Here is a 13,058-nt window from a genome sequence, read left to right as displayed (position 1 = left end):
TGGAGATCACGCGCCCGTCCTAAGCCCTGAGGGGTAATCATCGGCGCGTTAGTAGCGCGTTAGTAGAAGGTGTCGCAGCGGATGTCGCCGGCGGGCAGCCGGCCCTCGAGCAGCAGCACCCGCTGCACCGCCTGGATCATCGGCGGTGGGCCCGCGACATAGGCCACGCGGCCGGCATAGTCCCCGGCCATGGCCGCGCGCATCGCGTCGTGGGCAAGGCCCTGCATCACCTCGACTCCGGGCACCGCCCAGCCTGCGGGCGCGGCCGCGCCCTCGTCCGAAAGAGCGACCACGATGCGCAGCCAAGGCCCCGCGGTCTCGACCATGGCGCCGAGCGGGGCGAGGCTCGCGAGATCGGCGGCGCGGCGCATGCCGATCACCAGCAGGCCGCGGTGCGTGGCGAAGTGCCCGGCGCGCGCCGCCGCCCCCATGATCGAGAGGCCCAGCGACAGGCCCGAGCCGCCGACCACGCAGATCAGGTCGCCCTCGCGGACGGGATCGAAGGTGGCAAGGCCCAGCGGCCCGAACATCTCGACCGCGTGGCCCACGACACCGGGGGCGAAGAGGCGCTCGGTGGCGGGCCCGCCCGGCTTGCGCTTGACCACCAGCAGCACGCGGTCGCTGCCGCCCGCGACCGGCGGCGCGGCGAAGCTGAAGGCCCGCCCGCCGGGGATTGCTGGGAAGTAGAACAGCCCGAACTGCCCGGCGGCATAGCGCATCGGCCGGTCGAGGCCGAACTCGATCTCGAGCAGCCCCTCGCCGATCAGGTCGGCCCGCAGGATCCGCGCGGCAAACCGGCCGGGGCGGGTCTCCGCGCGGGCCAGCGCGCCGCTGGCACCATTGAGCGCAAGCTCGAGCGAGCGGCCGGCGCCCGCCTCGCCGGCCGCGCACTGGCAGAGCAGCGCCTCGTCCTCCTTCGGCTTGCGCCCGTAGCCCGGGGCCTCGGGCCAGAGCTTCTCGACGCTGCCGGAGGTCACCTTGGCCTTGCACAGCCCGCAGCTTCCCGAGCCGCAGCTGTATGGCACGTCCGCGCCTTGGCGCAGCGCCGCCTCGAGCAGCGTCTCGCCGGGGGCCGCCTCGAAGGCGGCGGCGCCGCTGCGCCCCTTCACGGTGACGGGCACCGCCCGCCGCTCTGTTATGCCGCTCTGCACCGCTCGTCCTCCCAGTCCGAAGGCCGACGCCGCTGGCGGCACCGGCCCAGGCCCCGCGCCGGGCGCGCCCCAGCACCGAGATCAGTCTTCCATGTAGGCGTATTTCAGTTCCTGCTCGAACCAGACGAAAACCTGGCCGTCCTCTACCTTGGTGCGGTAGGTCTTGATCGCCTCCTCGGCCATTCCGACCGGCTCGCCGGTCTCCATGTCCCATTGCCAGAGGTGCTGCATGCAGGTGATGAGCTTGCCGTCGCAGGTGCCGAAGGCGAGCTGGGCCTCCATGTGCGGGCAGAGCGGGGGATAGGCGTAATAGCCCGTCGCGTTGCGCGCGATCAGGATGCCGACGCCATCGACCTCGAATTCCTTCATGTCGTTCTCAAGCACGCTGTCGGCGCCTTCGACCAGCTTCCACGTCATCGCTTGTCCGACCTCCCAAGGGGCCCGTCAGGGCCCGCACGACCCATTCCCCGCCCCTGCGCACGGTCCACGCCGGAGCGGCGGCAAGGGCTCTCCCAGCCGCCGTGCGGCGCGGGTTCCGATCCTGCCGCAGAAACAACTTGACCAAAATTTGTCGCCGTGACAAGAATTATCTCAATAAAGAATAGCTTTCTCTATGGAGGAAATAAAGATGGACGAGACCAACGTTGATCTCTTCGCCCCGGGCTACCTGGCGAACCCCTATCCCACGCTGAAGCGTCTGCGCGAGGAGAAGCCGGTTTACTGGGACGATCAGGTGAAGGGCTGGGTGGTGACGCGGCATGCGGACGTGAAGAACATCCTCGGCCGCGCCAACGATTTCTCGAACTCGCGCATCCGCCCGTTCCTGAACTACATTTGCAAGCAGGGCATGACCGAGCTGGCCGAGGTCGGCGAATCGGTCACCGAATGGGTGGTCTTCCTCGACAAGCCGCCGCACACCAAGGTGCGCATGGTGCTGAACCAAGCCTTCCTGCCGGCGATCCCGGGGATGGAGGGCTTCGTCCGCGACAAGGTGAACGCGCTGCTCGACGGGCTCGAGGGGCGCGAACGCTTCAACCTGCTCGACGACTTCGCGGTGCCGCTGCCGACGGCGGTGATCGTGGCGATGTTCGGCCTGCCCTCGGAAGACGCCGAGAGGGTCAAGCACTGGTCCGACGAGCTGGCCGCCTTCATCGGCGGGGCCCGGCTCGACCCCAAGCGGGCCGAGCGCTCGACCGAGGCGATCCGCGAGATGCGCAAGTATTTCGCCGCCGTGATCGAGGACCGCAAGAAGAACCGCGGTACCGACGTGATCTCGCGGCTGATCGACTTCAGCGAGGCCCAGGCGGAGCCGCTGACCGACGAGCAGATCCTGCAGACCTGCACGATCCTGATCTTCGCCGGTCACGAGACCACGACCGACCTGATCGGGACCGGCATCTACAACCTGCTGCGCAACCCCAACCAGCTCAAGCTGCTGCAGGAGCATCCCGAATACATCGAGAACGCCATTGAGGAGCTACTGCGCTTCGACAATCCGGCGGCCTGCTTGGTGCGGGTGTCGCTGGTAGATGCGGAGATCGGCGGGCAACAGATCAAGGCGGGCGACCGGCTGTTCTGCATGATCCTCGCGACCAACCGCGACCCTTCGGTCTTTGCCGAGCCCGACAAGCTGGACGTGACGCGCAAGCCCAAGGGCTCGCTCCACTTCGGCTATGGCGTGCACCTCTGCCTCGGGGCGCCGCTGGCGCGGCTCGAAGGGCGGATCGCGATCACTGAGTTCCTCAAGCGCTACGGCGAGGTGCAGCTCACCGACGCCTCGCCCTCGTGGCGCGAGGCCTATGTGGTGCGCGGCGTGAGCTCGCTCGAGCTGCGCAATCCCCAGGCCATCGCGGCCTAGTGAGGCAAGGCACGCCCGCCCCGCCCCCGCGGACGATCCGCGGGAGCGGGGCGGCTTCGCCCTCCCCAGTTGCAATCCCGAGGCGGACATGACCGAATACAAGCACATCATCGTGGAGAAGACCGACGCCGTCGGCTGGATCACGATCAACCATCCCGAGCGCTACAACTCCTTCGATCACGCGACGATCCGCGAGATGGGCGACGCCTTCGAGGCCTTCGGCTTCGATCCGACGGTTGGCGTGGTGGTGCTGACCGGGGCGGGCAAGGCGTTCTCGGCGGGCGGCTATCTGGCCGACCTCGCCAACTTCAGCGTCACCAAGGCGCGCCACCTCTTCGCCTCGGCGGGGCGCACGCTGAACCTCATGCGCCATATCCCGCAGCCGGTGATCGCGATGGTCAACGGCTTCGCCGTGGGCGGGGGCAACGAGCTGGTGATCTGCTCGGATCTGGCGATCGCCTCGGAGGAGGCGCGCTTCGGCCAGACCGGGCCGCGGATCGGCTCCTCGCCGGTCTATGGCGCGACCAACCTGCTGGCGATGACCATCGGCGAGAAGAAGGCGCGCGAGGTCTGCTACATGTGCCGCCAGTACACCGCGCAGGAAGCGCTCGAGATGGGCTGGATCAACAAGGTTGTGCCAGCCTCCGAGCTGCGCGCCGAGGTAATCCGCTGGTGCGAGGAACTGCTCGACAAGAGCCCCGCTTACATCGAGCTGTCGAAGGTCACCTCAAACGTCTGGTGGGACATGCTGGCCCCCGCCATGACCCATGCCCAGCAGACCCTGCTGCGGCTGGCCGGCGGCGAGGAGATGACTGAGGGCGCCAGCGCCTTCATGGATAAGCGCAAGCCCGACTTCCGCAAGTTCCGCAAGTAGCGCGGGCCGGGGTCGGCGGGGCGGGCGGCGGCGGGCCGCGGCGAAGGACGGGGGAAGGGACCAATGGTACAGCGACTGGAAGGCAAGATCGCGCTGGTGATGGGCGCGGGCTCGATCGGCCCGGGCTGGGGCAACGGCAAGGCGACGGCCGCGCTCTTCGCGCGCGAGGGCGCTAAGGTGGTGGCGGTGGACCGCGACCCCGCGGCCGCGGCCGAGACCGCGCGGTTGATCCGCGAGGAGGGCGGCGAGTGCCTCGAGGCGGTGGCCGACATCGCGGTGGCCGCCGATGTCGAGGCGGTGGTGCAGAAGACCATCGACGCCTGGGGCCGCATCGATGTGCTGCACAACAACGTCGGCATCGTCGGGCTCGGCAACGCGCTCAAAGTCACCGAGGCGGCCTGGGAGAAGTCCTTCGCGGTTAACTCGCGCGGGCTGATGCTGAGCTGCCAAAAGGTGATCCCGCACATGGTGGCGCAGGGCGGCGGCTCGATCATCAACATCTCGACCATCGCCTCAGTGCGCTACCTCGGCTTCTCCTACGCGGCCTACGACGCCTCGAAGGCGGCGGTGAACGCGCTGACGCGCTCGATCGCGGTGGACTTCGGGCCCAAGGGCATCCGCGCCAACACGATCCTGATCGGGATGATGGACACGCCGCTGGCGCGCGGCGGGATCGAGGCCGCGGGCCGCGACATCGACGCCATCTATGCGACCTACACCGACAAGATCCCGCTGCGCCGCATGGGCACCGGCTGGGAGACGGCGAACCTCGCGCTCTTCCTCGCGTCGGACGAATCCTCCTACGTCACCGCGGCCGAGATCCCGGTGGACGGCGGGCTGATCGCGCGCTGCCTGTGAACGGAGGCGCGCCCCGCCGCGGCGGGGTGCCACCCGCAACACCGAGGTCCGGTCGAGATGATCCCCAGAACCATATTCCGCGAAGAGCACGAGATCTTCCGCAGCTCCGTGCGCCGATTCATCGAGGCCGAGATCGTACCCCACCACTCCCGCTGGGAGAAGGAGGGCAAGGTCTCGCGCGAGGCATGGCGCAAGGCGGGGGCGGCGGGGATCCTCTGCTGCGCGATCCCCGAGGAATACGGCGGCATGGGGGGCGACTTCCTGCACAGCGCGGTGGTGATCGAGGAGATGGCGCGGGCCGGCGCCTCGGGCCCGGCTTTCTCGCTGCATTCCGACATCGTGGCGCCCTACATCCTGAAATACGCCAGCGACGAGAACCGCCGCCGCTGGCTGCCGAAGATGGCCGCCGGCGAGGCGCTGGCCTGCATCGCCATGACTGAGCCCTCGGGCGGCAGCGACCTGCAGGCGATGCGCACCACCGCCCGGCGCGAGGGCGACGAGTTCGTGATCAGCGGCCAGAAGGTCTTCATAACCAACGCCCAGGGCGCCGACGTGATGGTGGTCGCCGCCAAGACCGATCCGGCGGCGGGCGGCAAAGGCATCAGCCTGCTGCTGGTCGAGAAGACCCGCGAGGGCCTGTCTCTGGGCCGGCTGCTGGACAAGATCGGCAGCAAGGCTATGGACACCTCGGAGGTGTTCTTCGACAACGTGCGGGTGCCGGTCGGCAACCTCATCGGGGTCGAGAACAGGGGTTTCGTCCACCTGATGACCGAGCTCGCTCAGGAGCGACTGATCCAGTGCGTGCGCGCGGTGGCCATCGCCGCCGCGGCACTCGAATGGACAATCGACTACACACGCCAGCGCAAGGCCTTCGGTAAGACCATCGCCGACTTCCAGGCTACGCAGTTCACGCTGGCCGAGCTGCACACCGAGATCATAATTAACAGAGTCTTCGTCGACCGCTGCATCGAGCTGCACCTTAAGGGCGAGTTCGACGCGATGGACGCGGCGGTGGCCAAGCTCAGCAGCGTCGAGATGCAGGGCCGCGTGCTCGACCGTTGCCTGCAGCTCTTCGGGGGCTGGGGCTATATGGTGGAAATGCCAATCGCCCGCGCCTTCGCCGATGCCCGCCAGACCCGGCTGGCCGGCGGCGCCATCGAGGTGATGAAGCACATCGTCGGCCGCAACTTAGTAAAGCAGTGAGAACCTAAGGGGCATCGCACCGCGGGGAGGCCGGCGCCGGGAACAGTGGAGGAGCCGATGGCCATCGACTATGACACGTTAAAGCACTGGAAGATTCCCGACGTCGAGCAGAAATACTCGTCCAAGGACACGATCCTCTACGCACTCGGCCTCGGCATCGGCCAGGATCCGATCGACCCCGAGCAGCTTTGCTACGTCTACGAGGACGGGCTGAAGGTGCTGCCCACCCAGGCGGTGGTGCTGGGCTATCCCGGCTTCTGGCTCAAGGAGCCGGGCACCGGGGTGGACTGGAAGCAGCTCCTCCACGGCGAGCAGGGGATGCGCATCCACCGCCTGCTGCCGGTCGAGGGCCACGTCATCGGCCGCACCCGCGTCGAGGAGGTCGTGGACAAGGGCGAGGGCCGCGGTGCGCTGGTGCTCACCATCCGCGACATCTTCGACGTGGCGACGGGCGAACTTCTGGTCAGCCTGACGAGCACGACCTTCGCGCGCGCCAACGGCGGCTTCGGCGGGCCCAGGGTTGCGGCCCCCGCCCCCCATCCGATGCCCGAGGGCGCGCCCGAGCACGCCTTCGACTGGAAGACTGCGCCGGGGCAGGCGCTGATCTACCGGCTGAACGGCGACTACAACCCGCTCCACGCCGACCCCGAGGTGGCCAAGGCGGGCGGCTTCCGGATGCCGATCCTGCACGGGCTAGCCAGCTACGGCATCGCCGGCCACGCGATCCTGCGGATGTTCTGCGGTAACGATCCATCGCGGCTGCGGCGGCTGGACGTGCGCTTCTCCTCGCCGGTCTATCCCGGCGAAACGCTGCGCACCGAGGCCTGGGCCAGCGCCCCCGGCACCGCCGCCTTCCGCGTCCGCGCGGTCGAGCGCGACCAGGTGGTGATCAACAACGGCCGCGCCGACTTCGCCACCTGACCGGAGCCGACAGGACATCCCATGAACAGACCAGAGACTTCCGGCAGCCTGCGACAGATGGACCCGACGGCCCCGATCCTCGACGTCAAGGGGATCAGCCTGCGCTTCGGCGGGGTAAAGGCGCTGTCCGAGGTGTCGATGCGCGTCGGCCAGGACGAGATGGTGGCGGTGATCGGGCCGAACGGCGCCGGCAAGACCTCGCTGCTGAATAGCCTCGCGGGCTTCTACCGCCCGCAGGACGGCGACATCACGCTGTTCGGCAACTCGGTCCTCGGGCGGGCGCCGCACCGCATCGCGCGGGCGGGGATGGCGCGGACCTTCCAGGGGATTCACGTCCTCTCGACGCTGTCGGTGATCGAGAACATCATGCTGGGCTGCGGTTTCTACGCCCGCAGCTCGCTGGCCGCGTCCTTCTTCTACCATATCTTCACCGCCCGCGAGGAGGTGGCGCTGCGGGCCAAGGCCGAGGAGATCGCCGATTTCCTCGACCTTGGCCTCGTCCGCCACCAGCCGGTGGGCACGCTCGGCTACGGGCTGCGCAAGCGGGTGGACCTCGGCCGGGCGCTGGCGCTCGAGCCGAAGATCCTGCTGGTGGACGAGCCCATGGCCGGCATGAACGGCGAGGAGAAGGAGGATCTGGCGCGCTTCCTCGTGGACATCCGCGAGCTGTGGAAGATCCCGATCGTCATGGTCGAACACGACATGTCGGTGGTCATGGACCTGTCCGACCGCATCTATGTGCTGAACTTCGGGCAGGTGCTGGCGCATGGCAGACCGGCCGAGATCCAGGCCAACCAGAACGTGATCGCCGCCTATCTCGGCGGATCCTACAAGGGGGGGGGCGCGTGATGAAGCCGGTGAAACCCCAGACCATCCCGCAACTGCTGCTCGACCGCGCCCGGCGAACCCCCGACATGGTGGCGCAGCGCCACAACCGGCTGGGCGTCTGGGTGGAGTTCTCGTGGTCGCGCGTCGCCGACGAGGTGCTGGCGCTGGCCTCGGGGCTCGTCGACATGGGACTGCAGCCGCGCGAGACCGTGGCGATGATCGGCGAGAACGAGCCCGAGCATTTCTGGGGCCAGGTCGCGGCGCAGACCGCGGGGGGGCGGGCGGTCTCGATCTACCCGGATTCCTCGCCTGCCGAGGTGCGCTACATCCTGCTCGATTCCGAGGCGAGGTACCTTCTCGCCCAGGACCAGGAGCAGGTGGACAAGGCGCTGGAGATCCTGCCCGAATGCCCCGGCATCGAGGCGGTGATCTACTGGGACGAGCGCGGACTGTGGTCCTATGACAACCCGCTGCTGTACACCTACCGCAGCGTCCAGGACCGCGGCCGCGAGCGCCGCCGCAGCCACCCCGGCGAGATCGAGGGCCGCGTCGAGGCGGGCCGTCTCGATGACACCGCCACGCTCTGCTACACCTCGGGTACCACGGGCGCGCCCAAGGGCGTGATCCTGACGCACCGCTACATCTTCGACAACGCCGCGCGGCTGAACAACGGCTTCGCGATCCGGCCAGGGGCGCAATACCTCAGCCAGATTCCGCTGGCATGGGCGCTCGAGCAGATCTCGGGCGTGGTGCTGGGCATGGCGGTGCCGCTGGTCGTCAACTTCCCCGAACAGGCAGAGACCATCCGCAACGACACCCGTGAACTGGCGGTCGAGGTGATTGTCTTCAGCCCCCGCCAGTGGGAGGGGCTGGCCTCGGGGCTGGAATCGCGGATGCTCGACGCGGGGCCGGTGCGCCAGTGGCTCTACCGCAAGGCGCTGGCGGTCGGGATGGCGCGGGCCACGGCGCGGCTGGACGGGCGGCGGGTGCCGCTCTGGGCGCGGCTGCTGCATCCGCTTGCCCAGGCCGGGTTGCTCTGGCACATCCGCGAGAATCTCGGCCTCAGCCGGGTGAAGTGGGCCATGTCGGCGGGAACCGCGATGGCGCCCGAGATCTTCCGGCTATTCCATGCGCTCGGCGTGCCGCTGCGCAACATGTACGGCACCTCGGAATACGGTCCCGTCACGCTGCATCAGGGCGAGGCCTTCAACGTCGAGACGGTGGGCCGCTTCCTCGTGGGCGACCCCGACCTCGGGCCGCCGCTGGAATGGAAGCTCGGCGAAGCCGACGAGCTGCTGCTGCGCGGGGGGGCGGGCTTTGCCGGCTACCACAACAAGAAGAAGGCGACCGCCGAACGCTTCAAGGACGGCTGGTATGCGACCGGCGACGCGGTGAGCGTGACGCGCGAGGGCGAGATCATCTTCCTCGAGCGGGTCTCGGACATGCGGGTGCTGGGCGACGGCCACCGCTACCCGCCGCAGTTTATCGAGACGCGGCTGCGCTCGAACCCCTTCATCAAGGACGTGATGGTGATCGGCGACGAGCGCCACGGCTACGTCACCGCGCTGGTCAACATCGACGAGGAGATGTGCTCCTCCTGGGCCGAGCGGCGCAACATTGGCTTTGCCAACTTCACCGACCTGTCCAAGCGCCCCGAGATCTGCGAACTGGTGGCCGAGGGCATCCGCAAGGTGAACGCGGTGCTGCCGCCGAAGTCGCGGATCGTGCGCTTCGCCAACTTCCCCAAGAACATCGACCCCGATGACGGCGAGCTCACGCGCTCGCGCAAGCTCAAGCGCGAGTTCATCGAGAACCGCTACAGGGACATAATCGCCGGGCTCTACACCGAGGGCACCGAGATGGTCAGCACCTCGATCCCGATCACCTACCAGGGCGGCGACAGCGGCATCCTGCATGCCGACGTGCCGATCATCACCGTAGTGGCCATGCTCGGGGGCCATCTGCGCGCCCATCCCGTCGCCCGCGCCGAGAAAACCCCGAGGAGGGACGCAAGATGACGCTGTTTCTAACCCTCGCCATCAACGGTGCGCTGCAGGGCTTGCTCTATGCCATTGTCGCCATCGGTTTCAGCGTGATCTACCGCGCGAGCAAGGTGTTCAACATCGCGCAGGGCGAACTCGTAGTGCTGGGCGGGTTTCTCGTCTGGATGACGGTGACGGACTGGGCTCTGCCGCTCTATCTGGCGCTGCCGCTGGCGCTGGTCCTGGCGGTGGCGGGCGGCGGGCTGATCGAGCGCATCTTCTTCAAGCGGTTGGTCGGCGAGCAGGTCTTTTCCATGGTGATGATGTCGATCGCGCTGCTGATCTTCGTGCGCGGCTTCATGCTGGTGGTCTTCGGGCCGCACGTGCGGTCCTTCCCGGCGATTTTTCCGCCCAAGCCGATCATCTTCCAGGGCGTGCTGATCATGCAGCCGCTGCTCTACGGGGGGATACTGACGGTGCTGATCGCCTTCGGGCTGAGTTACTTCTTCAACCGCACCCGGACCGGGCTGAGCCTGACCGCGGTGGCCGAGAACCACCGCACCGCGATGGACCTCGGCATCTCGGTGCGCCGCGCCTCGCAGATCGCCTGGATCCTCGGGATGGCGCTGGCGACGGTCGGCGCGGTCGTGGCGATGAACGGCAACTCGATCAACTTCCTGGCCTCGGGGATCGGTTTCATCGCGATCCCGGTGGCGCTGCTGGCGGGGCTCGAGGCGATCACCGGGATGCTGCTTGCCGGGGTGCTGATCGGCGTCACGGAGCGACTGACGGCCACCTACCTCGACCCGCTGATAGGCGCGAACTTCGCCTCGGTCCTGCCCTATCTGCTGATGCTGCTCATCCTGACCTTCCTACCTTCGGGCTTCTTCGGCTGGAAAACGATCGAGAGGATCTGACCCATGTTTCGCAATCCTGCGGGGATCTTCCCGCTCACCTACCGGCAGGACATGGGGCTGGTGCGTAGCCGGCCGCAGATGGCAGTACTGCTGGCCTTCATCGTGCTGCTGATCCTAGGCCCGCTCTACTTCAGTCCGAGAATGCTGGCGATCATGAATACCTCGATGATCATGGCGGTGGCCGTGCTGGGGCTGCAGATCAATCTCGGCTATGCCGGGCAGATCAACCTCGGGCAGGCGGCCTTCATGGGGGTGGGGGCATATGCCGGCGGTGTGCTGGCCAATGTCAGCGGGCTTAGCTTTATCCTGGTGATCCCACTGGCGGGACTGGCGTCGGCCGCCTTCGGCTATCTCTTCGGGGCGGTGGCGGCGCGGATCAAGGGCTTCTACCTGGCGCTGACGACGCTGTCCGCGCAGTTCGTGTTCCACTTCGTGGTCATCAACCTGCCCGCCGAATGGGCCGGCGGGGCCAAGGGCCTGGCGCTAGCCCCGGCCTCGCTCCTCGGCTTCCAGTTCAACACCGAGGGCAGCCTCTACCTGCTCAACCTCGCGGTGCTGATGCTGATGGCCTACGGCGCCTTCAGCATCGTGCGCGGCCGCCACGGGCGCAACCTGATCGCCGTGCGCGACGAGGACACGGCGGCGGGCATTATGGGTGTGGACGTGGTGCGCACCAAGGTCAATGCCTTTCTGCTAGGCTCGTTCTTCGCCGGCGTGGCGGGGGCGCTCTGGGCCTATTACCTGCGCTATATCTCGGTGGACCAGTTCACGCTGTTCAACTCGATCTGGATGATCGGCATGATCATCGTCGGCGGCATGGGGTCGATCACCGGCGCGCTGATCGGCGTGGTGGTGGTGCGAGCGATCCAGGAGGGCATCGTTTCGCTGGCCCCGGTCGTCGCCGATGCCATCCCCTCGCTTGGGGGGGAGCTGATCTTCGCCAGCTACAACATGGTGCTTGGCATCCTGATCGCGGTCTCGCTGCTGATCGAGCCGAAGGGGCTGATGCACCGCTGGAACACGATCAAGTCGTCCTATCGGATCTGGCCGTATCCCTACTGAGGGGGACAGCCTGCCCCGTGCCCGGCGGGAACACCGGGCAACGCAACCAAAGGGAGGAAAACAATGGGAATTTCGAGACCGAAGCTGGCGGCGGGGCTGCTAGCCGCGTCGCTCATGGGTGGGGCGGCCGGTCTGCCGGCGCTGGCCGAGACCCAGATCATGTTGCCGGGATGGTCCGACTATTCGGGCCCCTATGCCGACATCATGCGCGGCTGGGAGGGCGGCCGCGTCGCCGTCGTCGGCTGGTGGAACGCCACCAAGGGCAAGGAGCTGGGCGTCAAGCTGACCTACAAGGGCGTGGACGGCCGCTATGACCCGGCGCAGATCGCCAGTCTCTGGCCGGGCGTGCTGAGCGAGTTCAAGCCCGTGCTGATCTTCGGGATGGGCGGGGCAGACTACGCCGCGATGAAGACGCGCCTGCCCCAGGACAAGGTGCCGATGATCTCGCCCACGGGCGGGTACGGCTTCACCTGGGCCGAGAATCCCTGGTCCTTCAACCTGCGCCCGACGCTGGCCCACGAGGCGGGAATGTATGTCGAGTGGCGGCGCAAGGTCGAGGGCCTGAGCAGGCCGCTCAAAGTGGTCGTGGTAGCCTCCGAGGCGGCGCCGGCCTGGGTGGACACGGTCAACGGCATCAAGTCCTTCGCCGCCGGCAACCCCGACAAGCTCAAGGTCGTGGATGTGATCTGGACCACGCCGCAGCCGACCGACCTGACCAGCGACATCTACGCCGCGGTGGCCAAGGATATCGACGCTGCGATCGTGATGACCAACTCGGCCGGTTCGGTCGCGGTCAAGCGCGCGCTCGACAACGTGGGCTCGGACGTGCCGCTGGTGCTCGGCGCGCACAACGGGCTGACGGCGACGGGAGCCGCGATCGGCGGGCTCAAGAAGCTGACCAACACCTTCGAATGCGCGGCCATGGCGGCGCCGGTGGCCGGGACAGAGGCCGTGGCCTTCTACGACGAGCTCAAGGCGGGCTACGGTCTCAAGACCGCCTGGGACAGCGCCACCATCCTCGGCGTGAGCCAGACCCTATTCATGGTCAACATCCTGACGGAGGCGATCAAGCGTAACGGCGTTGACGGCCTCACAGGGCAGAAGGTGCGCGAGGTGATCCTCGACTACACCGTTCCCGCGGCTGACATGAAAGGCTTTACCAGTGATATGAAGATGAACAACGAGGCCTCGTTCCCACTGGCTGGACTCACCGGATACTGCGCTACTGTGAAGGACGGCTCGTTCACGGTGCTGGACGGGACTGTCCAGATCCCGTGGATCAAAAAGTGGTAATGCCTCGGCGGGTCGCGCTGTCCAAACGACCGCCACTCGTCTCAACTATTCTTCGGATGACGGCGTCTGCCAGATCATGCTTACATAGGGAGGTGAGAATGGGAATTTGGG

The 13,058-nt window shown here is 67.4% G+C and carries 12 protein-coding genes; 10 read left to right on the top strand and 2 right to left on the bottom strand.

Annotation, left to right across the window (positions count from 1 at the left end; all coding sequences use genetic code 11):
- Positions 1–59: 59 nt before the first annotated feature.
- A complete protein-coding gene (locus tag AC1RQP_RS09875; RefSeq protein WP_492937134.1) occupies positions 60–1,109 on the bottom strand; it encodes a 2Fe-2S iron-sulfur cluster-binding protein in 1,050 nt (349 codons plus the stop codon).
- A 123-nt stretch (positions 1,110–1,232) separates the two neighbouring features.
- Complete coding sequence (locus AC1RQP_RS09870) at positions 1,233–1,568, bottom strand: Rieske 2Fe-2S domain-containing protein (protein WP_492936778.1); 336 nt, start codon at positions 1,566–1,568, stop codon at positions 1,233–1,235.
- Positions 1,569–1,779: 211 nt separating this feature from the next.
- Between AC1RQP_RS09870 and AC1RQP_RS09865 the strand changes: the two genes are divergently transcribed.
- From AC1RQP_RS09865 to AC1RQP_RS09820, 10 genes are all read left to right on the top strand, one after another.
- Positions 1,780–3,009 (top strand): cytochrome P450, encoded by a 1,230-nt coding sequence (locus AC1RQP_RS09865; protein WP_492936777.1) that lies wholly within the window; start codon positions 1,780–1,782, stop codon positions 3,007–3,009.
- An 88-nt stretch (positions 3,010–3,097) separates the two neighbouring features.
- The gene (locus AC1RQP_RS09860) at positions 3,098–3,883 is read left to right on the top strand and encodes an enoyl-CoA hydratase-related protein (protein ID WP_492936776.1); all 786 of its coding nucleotides are present in this window, start codon (positions 3,098–3,100) and stop codon (positions 3,881–3,883) included.
- A gap of 63 nt (positions 3,884–3,946) precedes the next feature.
- Positions 3,947–4,741: an SDR family NAD(P)-dependent oxidoreductase gene (locus tag AC1RQP_RS09855; RefSeq protein WP_492936775.1), complete on the top strand. Its 795-nt coding sequence runs from the start codon at positions 3,947–3,949 to the stop codon at positions 4,739–4,741.
- A gap of 57 nt (positions 4,742–4,798) precedes the next feature.
- Positions 4,799–5,944, top strand: coding sequence for an acyl-CoA dehydrogenase family protein (locus AC1RQP_RS09850; RefSeq protein WP_492936774.1), 1,146 nt, complete (start codon positions 4,799–4,801; stop codon positions 5,942–5,944).
- Positions 5,945–6,001: 57 nt separating this feature from the next.
- The gene (locus AC1RQP_RS09845; protein ID WP_492936773.1) at positions 6,002–6,865 is read left to right on the top strand and encodes a MaoC/PaaZ C-terminal domain-containing protein; all 864 of its coding nucleotides are present in this window, start codon (positions 6,002–6,004) and stop codon (positions 6,863–6,865) included.
- Between the two features lie 21 nt (positions 6,866–6,886).
- Positions 6,887–7,714 carry an ABC transporter ATP-binding protein gene (locus tag AC1RQP_RS09840; protein ID WP_492936772.1) on the top strand — a complete coding sequence of 276 codons (828 nt, stop codon included), beginning with the start codon at positions 6,887–6,889 and terminating at the stop codon, positions 7,712–7,714.
- On the top strand, positions 7,714–9,711 hold the full coding sequence (locus tag AC1RQP_RS09835) for an AMP-dependent synthetase/ligase (protein ID WP_492936771.1): 1,998 nt from the start codon (positions 7,714–7,716) through the stop codon (positions 9,709–9,711). Before AC1RQP_RS09840 ends, AC1RQP_RS09835 begins: the two co-directional genes overlap by 1 nt.
- Positions 9,708–10,592 carry a branched-chain amino acid ABC transporter permease gene (locus AC1RQP_RS09830; RefSeq protein ID WP_492936770.1) on the top strand — a complete coding sequence of 295 codons (885 nt, stop codon included), beginning with the start codon at positions 9,708–9,710 and terminating at the stop codon, positions 10,590–10,592. The genes AC1RQP_RS09835 and AC1RQP_RS09830 overlap by 4 nt, the downstream gene beginning before the upstream one ends.
- A gap of 3 nt (positions 10,593–10,595) precedes the next feature.
- Positions 10,596–11,654, top strand: coding sequence for a branched-chain amino acid ABC transporter permease (locus tag AC1RQP_RS09825; RefSeq protein WP_492936769.1), 1,059 nt, complete (start codon positions 10,596–10,598; stop codon positions 11,652–11,654).
- A 63-nt stretch (positions 11,655–11,717) separates the two neighbouring features.
- Positions 11,718–12,947 (top strand): ABC transporter substrate-binding protein, encoded by a 1,230-nt coding sequence (locus AC1RQP_RS09820; protein ID WP_492936768.1) that lies wholly within the window; start codon positions 11,718–11,720, stop codon positions 12,945–12,947.
- Positions 12,948–13,058: the final 111 nt, after the last annotated feature.

This window comes from Bradyrhizobium sp. GW821-FHT13H06, from assembly GCF_058803975.1.
The sequence above is the reverse complement of the archived record's forward strand: the minus strand, read 5'-3'. Positions and strand labels throughout refer to the sequence as shown.

Excerpts from the sequence above, each read along its gene's own strand:
- AC1RQP_RS09840 (WP_492936772.1), top strand. The coding sequence starts at position 6,887 with ATGAACAGACCAGAGACTTCCGGCAGCCTGCGACAGATGGACCCGACG.
- AC1RQP_RS09820 (WP_492936768.1), top strand. The coding sequence starts at position 11,718 with ATGGGAATTTCGAGACCGAAGCTGGCGGCGGGGCTGCTAGCCGCGTCG.
- AC1RQP_RS09865 (WP_492936777.1), top strand. The coding sequence starts at position 1,780 with ATGGACGAGACCAACGTTGATCTCTTCGCCCCGGGCTACCTGGCGAAC.
- AC1RQP_RS09870 (WP_492936778.1), bottom strand. The coding sequence starts at position 1,568 with ATGACGTGGAAGCTGGTCGAAGGCGCCGACAGCGTGCTTGAGAACGAC.
- AC1RQP_RS09860 (WP_492936776.1), top strand. The coding sequence starts at position 3,098 with ATGACCGAATACAAGCACATCATCGTGGAGAAGACCGACGCCGTCGGC.
- AC1RQP_RS09850 (WP_492936774.1), top strand. The coding sequence starts at position 4,799 with ATGATCCCCAGAACCATATTCCGCGAAGAGCACGAGATCTTCCGCAGC.
- AC1RQP_RS09845 (WP_492936773.1), top strand. The coding sequence starts at position 6,002 with ATGGCCATCGACTATGACACGTTAAAGCACTGGAAGATTCCCGACGTC.
- AC1RQP_RS09830 (WP_492936770.1), top strand. The coding sequence starts at position 9,708 with ATGACGCTGTTTCTAACCCTCGCCATCAACGGTGCGCTGCAGGGCTTG.
- AC1RQP_RS09835 (WP_492936771.1), top strand. The coding sequence starts at position 7,714 with ATGAAGCCGGTGAAACCCCAGACCATCCCGCAACTGCTGCTCGACCGC.
- AC1RQP_RS09855 (WP_492936775.1), top strand. The coding sequence starts at position 3,947 with ATGGTACAGCGACTGGAAGGCAAGATCGCGCTGGTGATGGGCGCGGGC.
- AC1RQP_RS09825 (WP_492936769.1), top strand. The coding sequence starts at position 10,596 with ATGTTTCGCAATCCTGCGGGGATCTTCCCGCTCACCTACCGGCAGGAC.